18 protein-coding genes and 2 pseudogenes are annotated in these 19,080 nt (G+C 64.4%); 11 read left to right on the top strand and 9 right to left on the bottom strand.

Annotated features, from left to right (window positions below):
• Window positions 1-108: 108 nt before the first annotated feature.
• From garD (IVB18_RS16955) to IVB18_RS16945, 3 genes are all read left to right on the top strand, one after another.
• Entirely contained in the window at window positions 109-1,650 is a 1,542-nt protein-coding gene (garD, locus tag IVB18_RS16955) for a galactarate dehydratase (RefSeq protein ID WP_247990169.1), read from the top strand.
• Window positions 1,651-1,693: 43 nt separating this feature from the next.
• A complete protein-coding gene (locus tag IVB18_RS16950; RefSeq protein WP_247990168.1) occupies window positions 1,694-2,899 on the top strand; it encodes a mandelate racemase/muconate lactonizing enzyme family protein in 1,206 nt (401 codons plus the stop codon).
• A gap of 207 nt (window positions 2,900-3,106) precedes the next feature.
• Window positions 3,107-3,376: a hypothetical protein gene (locus IVB18_RS16945; RefSeq protein WP_247990167.1), complete on the top strand. Its 270-nt coding sequence runs from the start codon at window positions 3,107-3,109 to the stop codon at window positions 3,374-3,376.
• A gap of 241 nt (window positions 3,377-3,617) precedes the next feature.
• Here the strand turns inward: IVB18_RS16945 and IVB18_RS16940 are convergent, their stop codons facing one another.
• Window positions 3,618-5,342 carry an IS1634 family transposase gene (locus IVB18_RS16940; protein WP_247983724.1) on the bottom strand — a complete coding sequence of 575 codons (1,725 nt, stop codon included), beginning with the start codon at window positions 5,340-5,342 and terminating at the stop codon, window positions 3,618-3,620.
• A 165-nt stretch (window positions 5,343-5,507) separates the two neighbouring features.
• On the opposite strand from IVB18_RS16940, the gene IVB18_RS16935 reads away from it, so the two are divergent.
• Window positions 5,508-5,648, top strand: a complete 141-nt coding sequence (locus tag IVB18_RS16935; protein WP_247990166.1) for a hypothetical protein — start codon at window positions 5,508-5,510, stop codon at window positions 5,646-5,648.
• Window positions 5,642-5,993, top strand: a pseudogene (garD, locus tag IVB18_RS16930) (galactarate dehydratase); the annotation flags it as partial. The gene IVB18_RS16935 and the pseudogene garD (IVB18_RS16930), both read left to right, overlap by 7 nt.
• 141 nt (window positions 5,994-6,134) lie before the next feature.
• Here the strand turns inward: garD (IVB18_RS16930) and IVB18_RS16925 are convergent.
• Window positions 6,135-7,640, bottom strand: a complete 1,506-nt coding sequence (locus IVB18_RS16925; RefSeq protein ID WP_247990165.1) for a CYTH and CHAD domain-containing protein — start codon at window positions 7,638-7,640, stop codon at window positions 6,135-6,137.
• 105 nt (window positions 7,641-7,745) lie between these two features.
• On the opposite strand from IVB18_RS16925, the pseudogene garD (IVB18_RS16920) reads away from it, so the two are divergent.
• Window positions 7,746-8,119: pseudogene (gene garD / locus IVB18_RS16920) on the top strand (galactarate dehydratase); the annotation flags it as partial.
• Window positions 8,120-8,135: 16 nt separating this feature from the next.
• On the opposite strand, the gene IVB18_RS16915 reads toward garD (IVB18_RS16920), so the two are convergent.
• A complete protein-coding gene (locus tag IVB18_RS16915; RefSeq protein WP_247990164.1) occupies window positions 8,136-8,876 on the bottom strand; it encodes a hypothetical protein in 741 nt (246 codons plus the stop codon).
• 6 nt (window positions 8,877-8,882) lie between these two features.
• The gene (locus tag IVB18_RS16910; protein ID WP_247990163.1) at window positions 8,883-9,776 is read right to left on the bottom strand and encodes a MipA/OmpV family protein; all 894 of its coding nucleotides are present in this window, start codon (window positions 9,774-9,776) and stop codon (window positions 8,883-8,885) included.
• Between the two features lie 349 nt (window positions 9,777-10,125).
• Here IVB18_RS16910 and IVB18_RS16905 point away from each other — a divergent pair, with 349 nt between their 5' ends.
• The 3 genes from IVB18_RS16905 (at window position 10,126) to IVB18_RS16895 (ending at window position 14,605) form a co-directional block, all read left to right on the top strand.
• Entirely contained in the window at window positions 10,126-10,806 is a 681-nt protein-coding gene (locus IVB18_RS16905) for a response regulator transcription factor (protein ID WP_247990162.1), read from the top strand.
• Window positions 10,803-12,146, top strand: a complete 1,344-nt coding sequence (locus IVB18_RS16900) for a HAMP domain-containing sensor histidine kinase (protein WP_247990161.1) — start codon at window positions 10,803-10,805, stop codon at window positions 12,144-12,146. Before IVB18_RS16905 ends, IVB18_RS16900 begins: the two co-directional genes overlap by 4 nt.
• Window positions 12,147-12,337: 191 nt before the next feature.
• Window positions 12,338-14,605, top strand: coding sequence for a TonB-dependent siderophore receptor (locus tag IVB18_RS16895; protein WP_247990160.1), 2,268 nt, complete (start codon window positions 12,338-12,340; stop codon window positions 14,603-14,605).
• 9 nt (window positions 14,606-14,614) lie between these two features.
• Here IVB18_RS16895 and IVB18_RS16890 read toward each other — a convergent pair whose 3' ends face one another.
• Window positions 14,615-14,971, bottom strand: a complete 357-nt coding sequence (locus IVB18_RS16890; protein WP_247990159.1) for a hypothetical protein — start codon at window positions 14,969-14,971, stop codon at window positions 14,615-14,617.
• 508 nt (window positions 14,972-15,479) lie between these two features.
• Here IVB18_RS16890 and IVB18_RS16885 point away from each other — a divergent pair.
• Window positions 15,480-15,668 (top strand): hypothetical protein, encoded by a 189-nt coding sequence (locus tag IVB18_RS16885; RefSeq protein WP_247990158.1) that lies wholly within the window; start codon window positions 15,480-15,482, stop codon window positions 15,666-15,668.
• A gap of 57 nt (window positions 15,669-15,725) precedes the next feature.
• On the opposite strand, the gene IVB18_RS16880 is transcribed toward IVB18_RS16885, so the two are convergent.
• Window positions 15,726-16,340, bottom strand: a complete 615-nt coding sequence (locus IVB18_RS16880; RefSeq protein WP_247990157.1) for a DUF2147 domain-containing protein — start codon at window positions 16,338-16,340, stop codon at window positions 15,726-15,728.
• A 105-nt stretch (window positions 16,341-16,445) separates the two neighbouring features.
• Window positions 16,446-17,474 carry an NAD(P)/FAD-dependent oxidoreductase gene (locus IVB18_RS16875; protein WP_247990156.1) on the bottom strand — a complete coding sequence of 343 codons (1,029 nt, stop codon included), beginning with the start codon at window positions 17,472-17,474 and terminating at the stop codon, window positions 16,446-16,448.
• 172 nt (window positions 17,475-17,646) lie between these two features.
• On the opposite strand from IVB18_RS16875, the gene IVB18_RS16870 reads away from it, so the two are divergent.
• On the top strand, window positions 17,647-18,114 hold the full coding sequence (locus IVB18_RS16870) for a thioesterase family protein (protein WP_247990155.1): 468 nt from the start codon (window positions 17,647-17,649) through the stop codon (window positions 18,112-18,114).
• A 22-nt stretch (window positions 18,115-18,136) separates the two neighbouring features.
• On the opposite strand, the gene IVB18_RS16865 is transcribed toward IVB18_RS16870, so the two are convergent.
• Both IVB18_RS16865 and IVB18_RS16860 read right to left on the bottom strand, forming a co-directional pair.
• On the bottom strand, window positions 18,137-18,457 hold the full coding sequence (locus IVB18_RS16865; protein ID WP_007602043.1) for a 2Fe-2S iron-sulfur cluster-binding protein: 321 nt from the start codon (window positions 18,455-18,457) through the stop codon (window positions 18,137-18,139).
• A gap of 172 nt (window positions 18,458-18,629) precedes the next feature.
• Window positions 18,630-19,004 (bottom strand): Hpt domain-containing protein, encoded by a 375-nt coding sequence (locus IVB18_RS16860; protein ID WP_247990154.1) that lies wholly within the window; start codon window positions 19,002-19,004, stop codon window positions 18,630-18,632.
• Window positions 19,005-19,080 lie beyond the last annotated feature (76 nt).

The following is a 19,080-nucleotide window of genomic DNA, read 5'->3' as shown; positions in this document are numbered from 1 at the left end:
TGACATCGTAGGGTGGGTTAGCGCAGCGTAACCCACCAACACCACGACGCATCAAGCAGGGGTGGGTTACGCGTTCCGCTAACCCACCCTACAAATCCCGGAGTCCGCATGGACCAGTCAGTCGCAGCGAAAGAGCAGCCCCGCTACATCAAGCTCAACGATCGCGACAATGTCGCCATCGTCGTCAATGATTTCGGGCTTCCCGCCGGCTCCCGCTTTGCCTGCGGGCTGACGCTGCGCGCCTTCGTGCCGCAAGGGCACAAGACGGCGCTGGTCGACATCGCGGAAGGCGCGGCGATCATCCGCTATGGCGAGGTGATCGGCTACGCGCTCTCGCCGATATCAGCGGGTGAATGGGTCGACGAAGCCCGCATCCGCATGCCGGAGGCCCCTGCCCTCGACAGACTGGAAATCTCCACCGCCGTCCCCGCGCCGCTTCCGCCGCTCGAGGGTTTTACCTTCGAAGGCTTCCGCAATCCGGACGGCTCGGTCGGCACCAAGAACATCCTCGGCATCTCCTCCTCCGTGCAATGCGTCAAGGGCACGATGGAATATGCGGTCAAGCGCATCCGCACTGAGCTGCTGCCGAAATACCCAAACGTCGACGATGTCGTGCCGCTGACGCATGCCTATGGTTGCGGCGTCGCGATCAATGCGCCCGACGCGGTCGTGCCGATCCGCACACTGCAAAACCTCGCGCTCAACCCGAATTTCGGCGGCGAGATTTTGGTCATCAGCCTCGGCTGCGAGAAACTGGCGCCGGAGCGGCTGGTGCCCGAAGGCGTCAGCGATGCCATCGTGCGCATGCAGGACGAGGCGTTCGACGGCTTCGGCGCCATTGTCGACGCCATCATGACCCAGGCCGAGGCGCGCCTGAAAATCCTCAATAAGCGCACCCGCGAGACCTGCCCGGCGTCCGATCTCGTGATCGGCCTGCAATGCGGCGGCAGCGACGCCTTCTCCGGCGTCACCGCGAACCCCGCCGTCGGCTTCGCCGCGGACCTTCTGGTGCGCGCCGGCGCCACCGTGATGTTCTCCGAGGTCACCGAAGTGCGTGACGCCATCCAGTTGCTCACCCGCCGCGCCATCAACGAGGACGTCGGCCGGGCGCTGGTACGCGAGATGGCCTGGTATGACTCGTATCTCGCCCGCGGCGGCGCCGATCGCAGCGCCAACACTACGCCCGGCAACAAGAAGGGCGGGCTTGCCAACATCGTTGAGAAGTCGCTCGGCTCGATCGTCAAGTCCGGCTCGAGCGCCATCACCGGCGTGCTCTCGCCCGGCGAGAAGGCGACGCAGAAGGGCATGCTGTTCGCGGCCACGCCCGCGTCCGACTTCATCTGCGGCACGCTGCAGCTCGCCTCCGGCATGACGCTGCAGGTGTTCACCACCGGCCGCGGCACGCCTTACGGTCTTGCGGCCGCGCCCGTCATCAAGGTCGCGACCCGCAGCGAGCTTGCGCGGCGCTGGAAGGACCTGATCGATTTCGACGCCGGCCACATCGCCACCGGTGAGAAGACGATCGAGGAAACCGGCTGGGACCTGTTCCGCTTGATTCTCGAGGTCGCGAGCGGCCGCATCAAACCGTGGTCGGACCGCTGGGGCATCCACAACGACCTCACGCTATTCAATCCGGCGCCGGTGACCTGAGCCCGGGTCACGGCGTCGGCAAAAAACCCAAGAGGACGTCTGAATGTCCCGCATCACGACCCTGCGTACGATCCGCATCGACGAGCGGCCGAACCTGATCTGGATCGAGGTCGAGACCGACGAAGGACTGACCGGCCTCGGCGAAAGCTTTCGCGGGGCGCAGGCCGTTGAGGCTGCCGTACATGAGCTCGCGGCGCCGCTGGTGCTCGGCCAAGACTCCCGCCGGATCGAGGCCATCTCGCGCCAGTTGCTGACGCCCTATCTCGGCTTCCACAGCGTTAGCGCCGAAGTGCGCGCCGCCAGCGCCATCGACATCGCGCTCTGGGACATCAAGGGCCAGCGCCACGGCATTCCCGTGCACGAGGCACTCGGCGGCGCGAGCCGGCTCGAAATCCGCGCCTACAACACCTGCGCCGGCTACGCCTACAATACCAAGAGCGCCAAGCGCCGCGAGATCGGCGCGGACGATTCGGTGCTCGGCCCCTATGACGACCAGATCGCCTTCATGCGCGACGCCGGAGCGCTCGCCGAAAGCCTTTTGAGCGAAGGCTATGGCGCCATGAAGATCTGGCCGTTCGACCCCTTTGCCGCCAATGGCGGCCATTCGATTTCGCTGACTGACCTCAAGACCGGTCTCGAACCGTTCCAGAAGATCCGCGCCGCCGTTGGCGAGCGCATCGAGATCATGTGCGAGCTGCACAGCCTGTGGGGCGCGCAGACCGCCGAGCGCATCTGCCGTGCGCTCGAAGATTACGGCGTGTTCTGGGTCGAGGATCCCCTCGGCAAGATGGACGATGTGCAGGGCCTTGCCGACCTCAGGCGGCGCGTGAAAACGCCGATCTGCGGCAGCGAAACGCTGGCGGGCGCGGCGAGCTTCCGCAATCTGCTTGCGGCCGACGCCATCGACGTGGTGATGCTCGACATCGCCTGGTGTGGCGGCTTGAGCGAGGCGCGCAAGATCGCCGCCCTCGCCGAAGCCTACAACAAGCCGCTCGCCCCGCACGATTGCACCGGCCCGGTCGCGCTGATGGCGGGGCTGCATCTGGCGCTGCATGCGCCGACCGCGATCTTCCAGGAGGTCGTGCGCGCGACGCTCTCGACCTGGTATCGCGATCTCGTCACCGCCGTTCCGACCGTGAACAACGGCATCGTGTCTGCGCCGCGTGCGCCCGGCCTCGGGCTTGCGCTCAATCCGGACGTGCGTCGCCGCGCGGATGCAGTGGTGCGAGAGTCCAGTTTCGGCGCGTAGGGCACGGCCAACGCGTCACCGCGCGACGGCGCCCGCGAAATCGTCCGGAAACATTGGCGCGGAAAACTTCTTCCTCGCTTCGTCGCTCGCGCATCACGCAACCAAATATCTCCGTCGCCGGCGGTCGAATGTTCGCATACGAGCGAACCTGTCGCAGCATCGCCGCGACCAAACCTCCGATTGACATCTTCCACGGAGACTTTCCAAATGCGTGTTCTTTCGATGATTGCCGTTCTCGGCGCAGTGATTGCGAACTCGGCCGGTGCATTCGCCGGCGAGCTTCCCTCTTACGAAGTGAATTCGTTTCCGATCTCGGCGACGCAGGTCCAGGTCCTCGGCGGCGCCGGCGTTGAGGAGCAATCGGCGACGCCCGCGATGATCGTCGCCAGCATGCCCGCATCACCCGCGCAGATCTCGGTGCTGTCGCCGCGCGTCAAGCGGCTCGCCAGCGCCAACCCGACCAGCGAGCAGCGTTGACCGGCGCTGCGCGAGGCGCACCACGCCATTCTTTCATTCACGCATCCGCGCGCCGACATCAATCGCCGCGCGCCCGATTTATATGAATACTAATTCCAAATCTGACGATTAGGGCCATTGCGTCCCTGCTGCACTTCAAGCTCCAGATCGCGCTTGTTAATCCGAACTTCCCCTTGAGTAGCGACGTAAGCATTTGAGCTGGCGTGTAATTCCAGCGGGCGTGACGGCGCGTCTGCCTACATTATGGGGCGATAGGAATGCCGAGCCGATTGAAGACGTCTTGTTGTAGTGGGGTTGGACTTGTGAGCATAGCGGCCGGGGCGTCCTGACCGATGCGAACGATGTTGCGTGTGAGCGTGGCGAGATCCTGCAACAGCGTTCGAAAGCTGTGCACGGGCCGGCCATCGTGGGTGTGCTTGCGATTAGCCTTGGTTCTGGCCGCGGCCGAGACTCTGGCCTTGGCGACGGGCGAGACGCGCGCGGCGTCGGCGGCCTCGCGGTCGTGATCGTCGAACAGGATCGGGGCCAGCGCGCGGCGCATGTGCCAGACGATGTAATAAGCGAGCATGCAGAGGAAGACGTGGGCGCGCACGCGGCCAGCGAGGCGATGGTGGATCGGGCGCACCTCCAGTTCGACGGTCTTGATGGTGCGGAAGGCGCGTTCGACCTGGGCCAGGCTCTTGTAGGCACGCACCGTGGCGGCGGTGTCGAGGTTCTCGGCCGGCACGTTGGTCCGTAGCACATAGAAGCCGTCGAGCGACGCTTCGTTGGCGATGGCATCCTCGATCCGACTGAAGTCGAACGAAGTGTCGGTGATGGCGAGGTGGAAGTGCTTGGCCATCTTACGCTTGCCCAGCACGGCGCCGACCTTCAGACCGATCTCATCCTCGCCGCGCAAGGGGTTGCGCTGACGCTGCACGGCGGCCTTGACGCGGGCGAGATCCTTCTCGGTCGCCGCCAGCAACTCGCCGCGCTTGCGCCGACGCTCGTCGGCCAGATCCGGGTTGCGGCACACGATCAGGCGCTCGCCGGGGAAGTCGGGGGACGTGATCTCGGCCATATCGCGATCGTCGAACAGCGACAATTGCAGCGGGCCGCCGTCCTCGGCGAGCTTGCGGATCGCCGGCGCCCGCAGAGCGGTGATCCAATCGAGCCCGGCCGGCATCAGATCGGCTTCGATACGGGCGCTGGTGATCATGCCGCGATCGCCGACCAGTACCACACGCGACAGCTTGAAGCGGGCCTTCAGTTTGTCGACTTGCGCGGCCAGCGTGCTCGGGTCGGCGGTGTTACCTTCGAACACCTCCACCGCCACCGGGCAGCCGTCGGCGGCGCACAGCAAGCCGAACACGATCTGCAGCTTGTCGGAACGACCGTCGCGGCTGTAACCATGCCGCGCCAATTCGCAATGTCGCCCCTCCAGATAGCTGGAGGTGAGATCGTAGAGCACCAGCGAGCCGTCATGCAGATGGCGCTTGGCGAGCGTCGCCTCGATCCCCGGTTGGGCCGTGCCGAGCAGGTCGAGCGCTTCGTAAAGCTCGTCCTCGTCGACGGCGCTGAGATCGAGCAGTTCGCCCAGCGAATGCGCCGCCGTCGCCTCGCTGAGCTGGCGCGCCGTGGCCAGCTTGGCGGCCGGTTCGATCACCCGTGCCACGATCAAGGCCAAAGCCAGCCTGGCCAACCGTCTGGGCTTGTCCGGGACAAGGCGATGCAGTCCGAGCTGGCGCGCCATGCCGAGCACCGCGGCCACGTGGCCGTGCGGCAGCGAGCGCTCGATCCGCAGTTGCTCGGCCGGCGAGACCAGCTCCTCGCCTTTCAGGACGCGGCGCAGCGCATCGATCTTCTCATCCGGCCAATGCGACAGGTTGGCCAGCGTGCGCGACTTGATCTTGTCGCCCTCGCGATAGCTCTCGCGCAACAGGATCGCGGGCGGTGAGTTGCGGTTGGGAATGCGGGCGACGAACATGCCGGAATCGAATCACGGAAACCTGCCATTCGCAAGCCAAAAATCATCATTTACATGCCTACAAAATCAGCCCGATCCAAACTTCTCAAATCCTCTCAACGCTCTAACAAAAATCCCGAGGGGAAGTTCGGGTTAATCGTCCCGTCGCAAATGATGGGGTCGCGAATGACAAATTATCTGAGGACGACGGCGGGATTGATCGGCGGCGCACTGCCGCTGTTGGCGGGCTTGCCGGACGCTACGCCCGCCGAGGCGCAATCATCATCGCAGGAGCTGCCCGCTGTCGTGGTCGAGCAGGCGTCGTGAAGTCAGGCTCGAGCGCCATCACTGGCGTGCTCTCGCCCGGCGAGAAGGCGACGCAGAAGGGCATGCTGTTCGCGGCCACGCCCGCGTCCGACTTCATCTGCGGCACGCTGCAGCTCGCCTCCGGCATGACGCTGCAGGTGTTCACCACCGGCCGCGGCACGCCTTACGGTCTTGCGGCCGCGCCCGTCATCAAGGTCGCGACCCGCAGCGAGCTTGCGCGGCGCTGGAAGGACCTGATCGATTTCGACGCAGGCCACATCGCCACCGGTGAAGACGATCGAGGAAACCGGCTGGGACCTGTTCCGCTTGATTCTCGAGGTCGCGAGCGGCCGCATCAAACCGTAGTCGGACCGCTGGGGCATCCACAACGACCTCACGCTATTCAATCCGGCGCCGGTGACCTGAAGGCACGAACCGTGGCTGAAGCGGCAACGACGAGACTGGAGACGCGCCGGTCAAATACTCCGTCTCCCATCAGCGGCCCCTTTAGAGCCCCTCCAGTGCCCGCGCCTCGCGGGCCGCGACCGCCATCAACGGCCTGACGGCACGATCCTCACGGCCAACCACCACGCCCGACGCGAACGCGCCGGCGCGCCCGTTCCGTCGCGGCATGTGAAGTGCGGCATCGACGGCCATCTCGCGATGCGCGATGAAGTCATTGAGCGAACCCAGCGCGTCCTGAATCCTCTTCAAGTGCTTCGATATGCGCGCAAGCCGTTTCCGCTCGCCTTTGCCGTCGAAGAGGCTGCCGAAGAACTCCGTCGCATATCTGATCTTCTTGGCTCGGATTCTGAACTTGTGCCGCGCACCGGGAGACATCCTGTCTAGATGACGACCATCCTTACGCGCCTTCCTGATGCGGCGATCGAGCACGGCAGATACGAACTCTGCGATCGGCATCTCCGCTCTTTTGGTCGCAATCGTTCGGTCCAATTCGATCCATTCGAGCGTATCGATCAGCAGCGAACGAAAGCGTTCGGAATTCACTGCCTTCCTGGCGCGGTCGAAGGCGAGATCCCGCCTATCGCAAAACTCCCGCTTGATCGCCTTGCCGCCGCGGCGCAGCAATGCGTCACGGCTTACCTGCTCGATGTTCTCCTTCACGAACACGTCGATTTCGCGCGCGGGAGCGAGTTCGCCAGTGAGCCATTTCAGTTCGGACTTGATGACTTCGACTTTTGTGCCGGATAGGACTTTCGAGAACAGAGAGACCGCGGCACGCAATCGACGCAACCCCACGCGCATCTGGTGGATACCCTCCGCATCGCCATTGCGGACCGGCTCGGTATTGCCCGAAAAATGGCGCGCCGTCGCAACCGCAATGGCCCGGAACGCCTCGCCCGCGCTCATGTCGCCCTTCAGCTCAATGGCGCCGGCAAATACGACCGGATGCTCCTTGCCATGCGCAAGCGCATAGCCACGATCCGATTTCGAGAGGAGGTCGAGTTCGGCCCGGGATTTTCGTCCGATCCCCCTCGCAACACGGAACAAGTCCCTGAGCCGACCGCTCTTCAGCTCGAGTTCGAGTTCCCCGATCGGGCTCGCGCGGCGCCCGGAGACGATGCGGCCGCGATCGACGGCAAGCTCGATCTCGCTCCTCCTGGTACGAATCGGCAGCGTGATGCGCCGTACCGACGTTTCGAACACCGGTTTCAGCTTGCGTCGCAACTTCTTTGAAGCGATCGGCGCCAGCGGCGTGCCGCGCGCTTTGCCGAGATCAGGCGCGTCGCCGGCAATCTCCGTTTCCCATTCGCCGCGGCCGAGCTGCGCCCCGTTCGCCGACTTGACGGTCTGGAGACGCCTATCACCGTCGCGGCGCACGCGAAGCGTGAGGCCGTGCTGCTTCAACTTGCGTTTGCGGGTATCGAAGTAGGTCGACACCAAGTCGCGCTGCGCTTGCTCACCGACCCTGCCGCCGGCAACGCGTCCGCTCGCGACCGTCCCGAGATGACGTGCGGGCACCCGAAATTTCAACTCCGTCTCGACAGCCATGGCTGACTCCGCCGTCCTCGCCGCCGCCGGCTCATCAAGGATAACGCACGAGAGGCGCTCAGGGTGCCGCGATGGCCGCCGATCGTTCCCATCTTCTTGCTTCGCGCGCCCGGCGAGAAGGCGACGCAAAAGGGCATGTTGTTCGCGGCCCCCCGCGTCCGACTTCCTCTGCGGCACGCTCCAGCTTGCCTCCGGCATGACGCTGCAGGTGTTCACCACCGGCCGCGGCACGCCGTACGCTCTCGCGGCTGCGCACGTGATCAAGGTTGCGACCCGCAGCGAGCTGGCGCGACGCTGGAAGGACCTGATCGACTTCGATGCGGGCAGCATCGCCAACAGCAAGAAGACCATCGAGGAAACCGGCTGGGACTTGTTCCGCCTGATCCCTCGACGTCGCCAGCGGCCGCACAAAACCGTGGTCGGATCGCTGGGGCATCCACAACAACCTCACGCTGTTCAATCCGGCGCCGGTGACCTGAGGCCGGCCAGCCGGCTTCACTGACCGTCGATCAGATGCATGTCGCCCAGCGTGACCGGCAGGCTGCGGGTGACGAGATCGGCAATCGCCGCGCGAAGCCGCTCGCTCGAAGCCGGACCGTCGAACGCGTCGTCGACCGGCCCGCTCGGACCGGCGAGCCGCATGGTCCCGGTGTTGTCGAGCGGCGCGGCTGCCCTCTTCTCGATCACGTCGAACGTCTTGCCGTCGATGACGCGGACTTCGTACAGCGCGTGGATCAGTCCGTAGTTTGCAAGCAGCGTCCGGTATTCAGCGAACCCGATGCCGTCGACCGTGCGGCCGTTTCCGAGTTTCGATTTTGCTCGCGTGATGACGATATAGGCGTCAAGCCCTTGCGGGGCGACATCGGTGCGAACCAACTCCCTAAACGGATCGCTGCGCAGGAGATTGACGGGCGCAACCGCCGAATCCCTGATTGCGGCAAACGCGGCGCGCCTGTAGCTCACCGCTTGCACGTGAAAGCGTCCGCCGAGCAGCTTCGTCGCCTGCTGGACGATCATCTCGTCGAGCCCCCATGCGCTGATCGAGACGCTTTGCCCGGTATTGCCGAGCGCGATCAGGCCGGCTTGCGTCAGGCTCATCTCTTCGCCGATAGCCGAGACGATGCCGACGGTCTTGATCGCCTGGAGACGGCGCGCGCGCGTCTCGAACGCCGCGGCGGCGCCGAGGGCGACGCAAGCGGCCGCCAAGCCAACCCAAAGAAAAGCAGTGCGGCGCATGGCGACCTATCGAATCCTGAAATCGAACGAATAGGACGCGCCAAGGCCCACGGCGGTCTGGTTTGACGATCCCCGCAACTTCACGAGCGGGCTGTCTGCGGCGTCGCCAAGCAGCTTCTCGTACTCGACATAGGCATGGACTTCCCACTGCGGATTGATGCGATAGGAGATCTGGCTGCCGAATCCGACCGAATGCGCGCCGCCCTTGGCATCGTACATCGGCAATCCCGACGCCAGGGACTGCGCGGCGTCGACGCTGAAATAGGGCGCGGTCGCCTTGTTGCTTTTCCAGGTGAAGCGCGGGCCGGCCGAGATCGTGAGCCTTTGAATCAGGGGAACAATGACGTCGGCGGAGACATCGGCCACGGCGCCGATATGGCCGCCCATGCCCTGGCGCAATTCGCTGCGCAGGCGCAGCCAGTCGACCGGAAAATATTCGACGAACCCGCCGAGCTCGTATGCGGCCTTGACGTCGCCGAGGCCGGTCAGCTCGGCATATTTGTCGCTCTTGCGCGAAGAGACGTATTTGAACGCAGGCCCGGCGCGAAAATTGCCTACATCGAGCAGCGCAATGCTGGCGCTGTCGCGCGGCCCGCGAAACTGGTCGACCGATCCGGCACGGCGGATGGAGAAGATCGGGATCGGGAGAAACTTCCCGTTCTTCGATCCGACGAAATCCGGCGTGTACTCTCCGCCGATGCCGACCATGACGGTCCAGTTTCCGGAAGGTGAAGGCAGCAACGGCACGTCGAACGGCGGGGCCGGCAGCGTGAACGCCGTCTGCGCCGCTGCGGACTGAGGGATCACCATGACCGCGCCGAGGGCGGCAAGGAAAGCGGTCAGCAAGGTCTGCCGCGGGTTCGCCGCATGGTCGAGAGCGGCTTCGTCAAAATGCTTCATTACTGGGCCCCGGACCGGCCTTCCTGGCCTGGTCGACTCGTGTGGTTAGGAGCCACAGCATGTGGTCCGGCAAAATTGCCCCAAGATTGCAAGGCGCAAACAGCGCCCCGATCCATTCCTGGCGCATGCCGGGCGCGCCGCCGGATCAACATTGCCCGAACATTGCCGGGCCGCGCTCACGCTTCCAAACTTTGACCGCCGGGGCCGGTCGACGCCCTCGTTCCTGCCTTTTATTCGCCAAGCTCGCTGCCTTAATGGGAACCCTGCGCACGAGCCGAAACACCAGACTTCGGCCAGGGAGCGTCACGGTCAGGGTCTCGTTGCCCCAGCAGAGTCAAGGACGACCCGCGTGCGCTCCCTCGTGATCGAAGACGAACCGCAGATCGGCGCCTATGTCAGCCGCCTGCTCGGACAATTGCACGGTATCGTCGACCTCGTCGGCTCGATCGCCGATGCCCGTCAGGCGCTCGACAACTTCAAATATGATCTGGCGATCGTCGACCGGATGCTGCCGGACGACGATGCGCTCCAGGTGGTCACGGCGCTGAGCCGATCGCCGGAACGCCCGGCGATCATCATGCTGACGTCCAAGGATGCCAAGGAGGATGTGGTCGATGGCCTCAACGCCGGCGCCGACGACTATCTCGGAAAACCTTTCGAGCCGCAGGAGTTGATTGCGCGGGTGCGCGCGGTGCTGCGCCGGCCCCGGCTGCTCGCCCCCTCGGTGCTATCGCTCGGCAATGTCGAGCTGCATCTCGGCAGCAACGAGGCGGTGGTTGCCGATACGAAAATCCTGCTGCGGCGGCGCGAGGCGCTGATCCTCGCGGCGCTGTTGATGCGGCGCGACCGCGTCATCACCCGCGCCGCCCTGATCGAGGAGATCTACGGCTTCGACGACGAGATCGAATCGAACACGCTCGAAGCGCAGGTCTCGCGCTTGAGGAAGAAATTGGCCGAACTCGGCGGCGACGTCGAGATCCGTAGCATGCGAGGCATCGGGTACATCCTGCGGCTGGCAAAACCTCGATGACGTCGATCGCCCGGACCTTTGCATTGTCGCTCGGCATTGCGGCCACGACCATTTTCCTGATCATGCTCGGTATCTTCATTTGGCGATATCCAATGGAGGAACGCGAGTTCAGGGCCTGCCGGGTTGTGGCTGCAGTTCTCGACCGCGCCACGGTGATCGAAGGGAAACACCTGACCGTCCGCCCGACTCCCGCCCTCGAGGAGCTAAAAGCAGATAGTCCAAATCTCTGGTACGTCGTGTCCGCGGGCGATCTCGTCAGCGAGTACGGCAGCGAACACCGGCCGGCCCTTCCCTTTGCGTTTCCCTATCACGGGCCCGTCGGCTCGTCGGTCTTCAGCACACTCGACCAGAAGAGCACCTTCTGTCTCGCCGTTATGCAACGGGGTTCGTTGCAGCTCGCGATGATGGTTGGCGAGCCTCAGGTCCGCTTCGGCCGGATTGCGAGGAACTTCCTCGTCCGCAGTGTTTTTTCGATCATTCTGCTGGCGCTGGCCTTTGCGGCGACCGTTGCCATCGGCTCGGCGCTGGCCGCACGTTTCGTCTCACGCGGCATCGAACGGGTGGCGCGTCGCGCGCTCGCGATCGACCCATCGGCCCCGCAAGGCTTGATATCCTTGTCCGAAGTCCCCTACGAGCTGAAGCCGTTGGTCGAGGCGCTGAACCGCGCCTTCGGCGAGATCGACGCCTATATCAGGATGCAACGCCGCTTCCTCGGCAATGCCGCCCATCAGTTGCGCACGCCGCTGACACTGCTGCGTGCGAAGATCGAGGACGTGTCCGAGCCGGCCCTGAAGGTCGAGCTGGTACGCGACGTTCGGCGCCTGACGTCGCTGGTCTCCGCCATGCTCGACCTGGCGCGGTTACAAAATCATGCGATCGAGAAGCGGCCGATTGATCTTGCCGAAATAGCGCTGGACGTGCTCGCCGATTTCGGTCCGTCGGCGCTGGATGCCGGAATCGAGCTTGCGCTGGAGCAGGCCGATAAAGGTCCGTTCCTGGTGCAAGGCGTGGACGCCGCCGTTCGCAGCGCGCTCGCCAATCTCGTTGGCAACGCACTCATCCACGCCCGTGGTGCGCGACGCATCGTCGCCACTCTCGGCCACGGTAGCATCTCGATCTACGATGACGGCGCGGGCCTGCCCCAAGGCACTGAGCACAAGCTGCTCGAGCCGTTCCAGACCGGTAACTCCGCGGGCGACGGCGCCGGCCTCGGCCTGTCGATCGTCCGCGAGATCATGGCCGCCCACGGCGGCGAGCTGGTCATCTCCTCCGAGCCCGGCAGCGGCACGACAATGAGCTTGCGCTTCCCCGAAGCCACCGCGACTAGCGAGCCGCGTTGATAGGCGCTGCGCCGAGGCGCGCCACCCCATTCTCTCATTCACGCATCCGCGCGCCGACATCAATCGCCGCGCGCCCGATTTATATGAATACTAATTCCAAATCTGATGATTAGGGACTATTGCGTCCCTGCTGCACTTCAAGCTCCAGACCGCGCTTGTTAGTCGTCCCGTCGCAAATGATGGGGTCGCGAATGACAAATTATCTGAGGACGACGGCGGGATTGATCGGTGGCGCACTGCCGCTGTTGGCAGGCTTGCTGGACGCTACGCCAGCCGAGGCGCAGTCATCATCGCGGGAGCTGCCCGCTGTCGTGGTCGAGCAGGCGTCGTCGCGGCCGGCGGCGCACACACGTCCGCTTCGCTCCCGCCAGGCCGCGCAAGCCGCGAGCCGCCGTCGTCAGGCCGAGCGGGCGCCGTCGAACGCCGATGCGCCGGCAGTCGGCGCGAGCACGGGCGCGGAGACCGCGACGGGCCCTGTCCGCGGCTACGTCGCAACCCGCAGCGGCACCGGCACCAAGACAGACACGCCGCTGCGCGAGACGCCGCAATCGATCAGCGTGGTGACCGCCGACCGCGTCACCGACCAGGGCGCGACCACCGTGCAGGAAGCGCTGCGCTACGTGCCAGGCGTGTTCGCCGACGCCTATGGCGCGGACTCGCGCGGCGACTATCCGCGCATCCGCGGCCAGGACCCGAACATCTATCTCGACGGCACGCGCATGGTGAACACCAACAATTTCAACGAATGGCGGCCCGAGCCCTATACGCTGGAGCGCATCGAGGTCTTGCGCGGCCCCTCGTCCGTGCTCTACGGCGATACCTCGACGGCAGGCTTGTTGAACCTGATCTCGAAGCGCCCGCAGGCCGAAGCCGCCAGCGAGATCGGCGTGCAGTTTGGCAGCTTCAACCGCAAGCAGGTGCAGCTCGACTCCACGGGAAAGCTGACCAAGGACGGCGAGTGGCTCTATCGTTTTGTCGGCGTGTTCCGCGACAGCAACACGCAGACCGACTACGTCAAGGACGACCGCATCGTGCTGGCACCGTCGCTGACCTGGCGGCCGACCAACAACACCAGCTGGACCGTGCTCGGCACCTATCAAAAGGACACGACCGGCTCCTCCACCGCGTTTCTGCCGCATGAGGGCACGCTGTTTGCCGGCCCCAACGGCTTCATTCCGGTGCGCCGTTTTGCCGGCGAGCCGGGCTTTGACAAATACCAGACCGAGACCGGCGCGATCAGCAGCCTGTTCGAGCACAGCTTCAGCGATGGCCTGAAGATCCGGCAGAACCTGCGTTACGCCCATGTCGAGGGCATCTACCGGTCGACGTGGCCGGATCTGAATTTTGTCGATCCGAGCAATCCGGATTACCCGTTCCTCGATTCCAGCAGACGCACCGTGGCACGCAGCATATGGAGCCGCGAGACGGTCAAGGACAGCCTGACCTCGGACAGCAATGCCGAGCTGAAATTGCACACCGGGGCGGTCGCACACAAGGTGCTGTTCGGCGTCGATTACCGCCAGTTCAGCGAACGCGCGCAATCCGGCTTCGCTACCGACTCGACGCCGTTCGATCTCTACGCACCGGTCTACAGCGGCGTGACTGCGCCGCCGATGTCACCCGAACCGGATCTCCGCCAGAGCCAGCTCGGCCTCTACGCTCAGGACCAGTTGCGGCTCGGACCGTGGCTCGCCGTCCTCGGCCTGCGCCACGACTACGTCACCAGTGACACCCAGGGCTCTCCGGTCGAGAATTACCGGGCGACCACGGGCCGCGCCGCGCTGATGTACGAGCTGCCGTTCGGCGTCACGCCTTACGTGACCTATGCGCAGTCGTTCAACCCGGTCTTCGGCAGCGGTGTCTGCGCCACGGTCTGCGCGCCGCAGCGCGGTGAGATGGTGGAGCTCGGCTTCAAGTACAATCCGGCGCCGGGCAATGCGATCAACGGCGCGATCTTCGACACCGTCGAACGGAACCGGCTGGCCAACGACCCCGACAATCCGCTGTTCTCGACCCAGACCGGCAAGGTCCGCATCCGCGGCGCCGAGCTCGAGGTGCTGGCGCGCATCACGCCGGAGCTCGACTTGATCGGCGCCTACACCTATCTCGACGCCCGCGTGGAGAGCGGCGACAACGCCGGCAAGCATGTCGAGACCGTGCCGGACCACCAGGCCTCGCTCTGGGCGAAGTACCGCCTCTCCCTGCTCGGGCTGCCCGGCGTCACGCTCGGCGGCGGCGTGCGCTACATCGGCACCTCATGGGACGGCACCGACACCATCCGCACGCCCGACTACACCCTGTTCGATGCCATGGTCCGCTACGAGACCGGCCCCTGGCGGCTTCAGGTCGATGCCAGCAACCTCTTCGACAAGCGTCATGTCACCACCTGCCTGGCGCGCGGCGACTGCTTCCTCGGCATCGGCCGCACCGTGCTCGGCAGCGCGACCTATAAATTCTAGGAGCGACCTCTACGTCATGCTGCCCGGCATGAAGCAGCGCACGCGCGGGTGGCCGTCGATATAGTGCTTCCACACCATGGTGCGGCCGATCTTGTTCGGCTCGGTGATGACGGCGCCGTCGGGCACGACGACCCACTCCTGGTCGATGTGCACCCGGTAGTGCCCTTGATCGGATTCCCAGTCGACGTCGGCAATGACGTAGCCGTCGGCGTCGGAGCAGCATTGCCCGTATGCGCTGTGCAGGCTCTCGAACCAGGGTTTTAGCGGCGAGTTGGCGTAGCGCCCGTCGTCGCGCGCGAGCGCCGACGTCGTCAGCAGCGTCATCAGCGCCAGCAGGATCGCCGCACACGGTGTTGCAAGTCTCATGTCGTCTCCGCGGATCGAAGTCAGCGCCGCTCGGGACAAACAACGCCGCCCGCCCCGCTCACGGCGACGGCGTGGAAATGGCGACTCGTGCCCCAGCAGCTTTGCCGCCAGCTATGCAAATCCGGCGCCAGTGCGCATTCCGGAGAACTACTGGCGCGAGGTGCTGCCCGCGACCACCGTGCGTGTCCTGCATGTGGAGCGACCGCGCAGGAATTTCCTTGAGACGCAACGCCCGCCAACGCGCCAGCCTGCGTCAAGCCTTCCGAGTGCGACGCGATTTGCTCTTTCGGAGGCTTACCTTGTTGCGCTAGGACATAGAAGAAATTGCTGCTGACGCGATGGCATTACTTAATCAATGGTCTCAAATGGATAATCGGGTGGCGAAAATCGTCAGAGAATTCTCGACCGACGCCGCAGGCAAGACGCTGAGCGGCGGAGACGACGTCGGGGTCATCCGCAACACGTCTCCTACCCGTTTCGGACAGCGCCGATTCCAGCGACACCCGAGATGTATGAACTTCACGCTGGAGATTCAGAGCCGGAGCTTGCGCCGGGACACTATGTCCTGAGCCTGGGAACGCAGGCCTACTATTTTCAGGTCGACGGTGACATCACCGATCCCCGGCAATGCCTGGAGAGGGTTGTTGCCGGCAACGGCACGTTCTATTCGGCGTGCAAGAAGGCGCGGACTTATTGACGATCCCCAATGTCGTCTTAGCGAAAGCCAGGACGACACCGAGAATGCGAAAGCAGCCTACTGCTTCGGCGCCGGCGCCATCATCGCGCCGCCCTTCTTCGTCGCGGGTGCGGGCGGCGGTTTTGTCACGGCGGCCTGCGCGGGCAGATATTTCGCGACGATGGCGGGATCGACCTGCGCGAGGTTGGTATCCGGCAGGCGCGTCCAGGTCTCATCCTTGCCGAACAGGGAAATGCCGAGGAAGCCGCGCATGGTCAGCGTCTGCCCGTCCGGGCTCACCGACATCTTGGCCTTCCAGATGTTGCCGTCGCGCGGATTGACCACGTTACCGCCATCATATTTCAGTCCGTCGCGCTTCATGTCGCGGATGAAGGAGAGCCCGAGCACCGGTGCGTTCTTGCGATCGTCCGTGCATTTCGCGCAGACCTCGTTCGGGTCGTCGCCGGGACGCGGAAAGGTCTTGGCGATGACGCCTTCGAACACACCGTTGTGGTCGACGAAGAGGAACCATCCCACCGTCTTGCCATCTTCGACCTTTTGCCAGAGGCCTGCCGCAGTTGGCTGGGCCTGCGCCGCAGCCGGGGCTTGCGCAGCAGCCGGGCTCACCGCGCCGAACGACAGCGCGAGCGTGAGGAGCGAGAGCAGTCGAAAGCTGGAAAACAGATTCCGCATTATGATCACCTTGCTAACCCACGACTGGAATGGCCGCAGACTACGGCGATTTCGCGAACGGTTCCAGCACCAGAAACATGGGGCATCGCCTCCCGCCCGCCGGCGTCAGTTGACACCGAGCTTCTTTTGCAGACTGGAGGACGACGTCGTGTACTGGAACACCAGCCGCTTCTCCGGATAGACGTAGCGGTGGGCTTTTTGCGACATCAGCGCGCCTTCGTGGAAGCCGCACAGGATCAGCTTGAGCTTGCCGGGATAGGTATTGATGTCGCCAATCGCGAAGATGCCGGGCACGTTCGTCTCGAAAGCGGATGTCTCGACCGGCACCAAATTGTTCTCGAGCGCAATGCCCCAGTTCGCGACGGGACCGAGCTTCATGGTGAGGCCGAAGAACGGGAGCAGGGTGTCGCAGGCGATCTCGGTGACGCTGTTGTCGTTGCCCTTGAGGGTGGCGCCGGCCAGCTTGCCGTCGGCGCCGGAGAGCGCGGTGACCTGGCCGAGCCTGAGATCCATCTTGCCATCAGCAACCAGCGCGCGCATCTGCTCGACGCTGTGGGGAGCTGCGCGAAACTCGTCGCGACGGTGCAGAAGCGTGATGCGCTTGGCGAGCGGATGCAAATTGAGCGTCCAGTCGAGCGCGGAATCGCCGCCGCCCACGATCAGCACGTTCTTGTCGCGGAACGTTTCCATCTTGCGCACGGCGTAGTAGACCGAGGTGCCTTCATAGGCTTCGATCCCCGGCACCGGCGGGCGCTTGGGCTGGAACGAGCCGCCGCCGGCTGCGATCACCACCACCTTGCACTCGAACACCTTGCCGGCGTCGGTGGTGCAGCGAAACAGGGGATCGCCGATCCTCTCGATCGTCTCCACCATCTCACCGAGATGGAAGGTCGGATGGAACGGCTTGATCTGCTCCATCAGCGCGTCGGTGAGACCCTGCCCCGAAACCTTGGGAATGCCGGGAATGTCGTAGATCGGCTTTTCCGGATAGAGCTCGGCGCACTGACCGCCGATCTTGTCGAGGATGTCGACGAAATGCGTCTTCATGTCGAGAAGGCCAAGCTCGAAGGCGGCGAACAGACCGCAGGGGCCGGCGCCAATAATCAGCACATCGGTTTTGATCGCGTCGCTCATGTCGTCTCTTTATCGGTTGGACGGCGCCCGGCGGGCAGAGGGGACCCTGCCTGTCTAGCCAACGGGGATGGATCAGGGAAGGCATAAAAGCAGGAGCGCCCCGCAGCCGCGCCCACTTGCCGGGTCAAAATAACTGGGCTGTAACGAGGAAGGATATGACGGAGATCAATCGGTGAACGCACCAAGCCGCCTCGATACGACGCCGCGCCTGGAGGACTACCCCTACCGCCTCGACGACAACGTCCGCTTCGGCGATCTCGATCCCAACCAGCACGTCAACAACGCGGTCTACGCCACCTATTTCGAGACCGGCCGTGTCACGCTGATGAAGAGTCCGGAATATGGACTGACGCCGCCGGGGCTCGCCTGGATCATGGTGCGGCTCGACATCCATTTCCGCGCCGAACTGCACTGGCCCAACGCCATCGAGCTCGGCCTCGGCGTCGTGAAGCTCGGACGAACCTCGGTGACCTTCGAGCAGGTCGTGTTTTCGGAAGGGAAATGCATCGCGTCGGCGACGTCGGTCGGCGTCATGCTCGACGAGGCGACGCGGCGTCCGGCGCCGCTCACTGCGGAGATCGTCGAGAAGCTCAGGCCCTGGCACAAGCGCGGGATCGAGGTCGCACCGCCCGCCGCATAATGCATAATAAGGAGGGGAGTACTTAGGCCTGGCGTTCCGGCGTCGCCACAACGAGCCCGTCGAGGTCGTCGGAGACCTTGATCTGGCAGGACAGGCGCGAGTTCGGCCGCACGTCGAAGCCGAAGTCGAGCATGTCCTCTTCCATCGGCGTCGGGCTGCCGACCTTCTCGCGCCAGGCTTCGTCGACATAGACATGGCAGGTCGCACAGGCGCAGGCGCCGCCGCATTCGGCTTCGATTCCGGGAATGCTGTTGCGGATGGCGGCTTCCATCACGGTCGCGCCGTTCTCGACGTCCACCGTACGGGTTTCGCCCTTGTGATCGACAAAGTGAATTTTGGCCATGTGTGCTCGTGCTGCCGCGATCTTGGGGATAAAGGAGGTCCGGGCTGTCCTATAACGGGTCGATCAGCCCGGCGCCATAGCGTTTTGATGCGAAGTGGATACCGGTTCGCGTGAAGAAAACGCGTCAAAACAAAAGACTAGAGCCCCGTTCCAATCGAGATCGGAAAAGGCTCTAGTGCTTCAGGATCGCCTCGATGGCGGCACGGACCTCGGCCACCGCCTCTTTCAGCGCGGCGAAGGCGTGGGGCCGGTTGTGGCCGATCCGGATCGCGATCTCCAGGCTTGCGGCGGCGTCGGCCACTGCAAAGGCGCCGATCCCGCGCGCCGAACCCTTGAGCTTGTGCGCGAGCGCACCGGCCTCGGCCGGCAGCGCCGTCATCGCCGCGATCAGCCGGACCGCCTGCTCGGCGAACATCCCCAGTACTTCCTGTTCCAGCTCGGCATCGCCGAGCGTCATGCGCGAAAGGTGGTCGAGATCGAGCGGGCTGTCGATGGGCGCAAGCGGGGGCGAGGGCATCCATTCCATCCGTTGCAGATCAGGCGTCATGGCGCAGGCCCCGGCATCACGCGACGTTCCGCCGGTCCGGCGGTGAGTTTCGCCCCAACCCAAGCACGAAAATGGT

The organism is Bradyrhizobium sp. 186 (assembly GCF_023101685.1).
Classification (GTDB): Bacteria; Pseudomonadota; Alphaproteobacteria; order Rhizobiales; family Xanthobacteraceae; genus Bradyrhizobium.
This window is presented reverse-complemented; position numbering and strand designations above follow the sequence as displayed.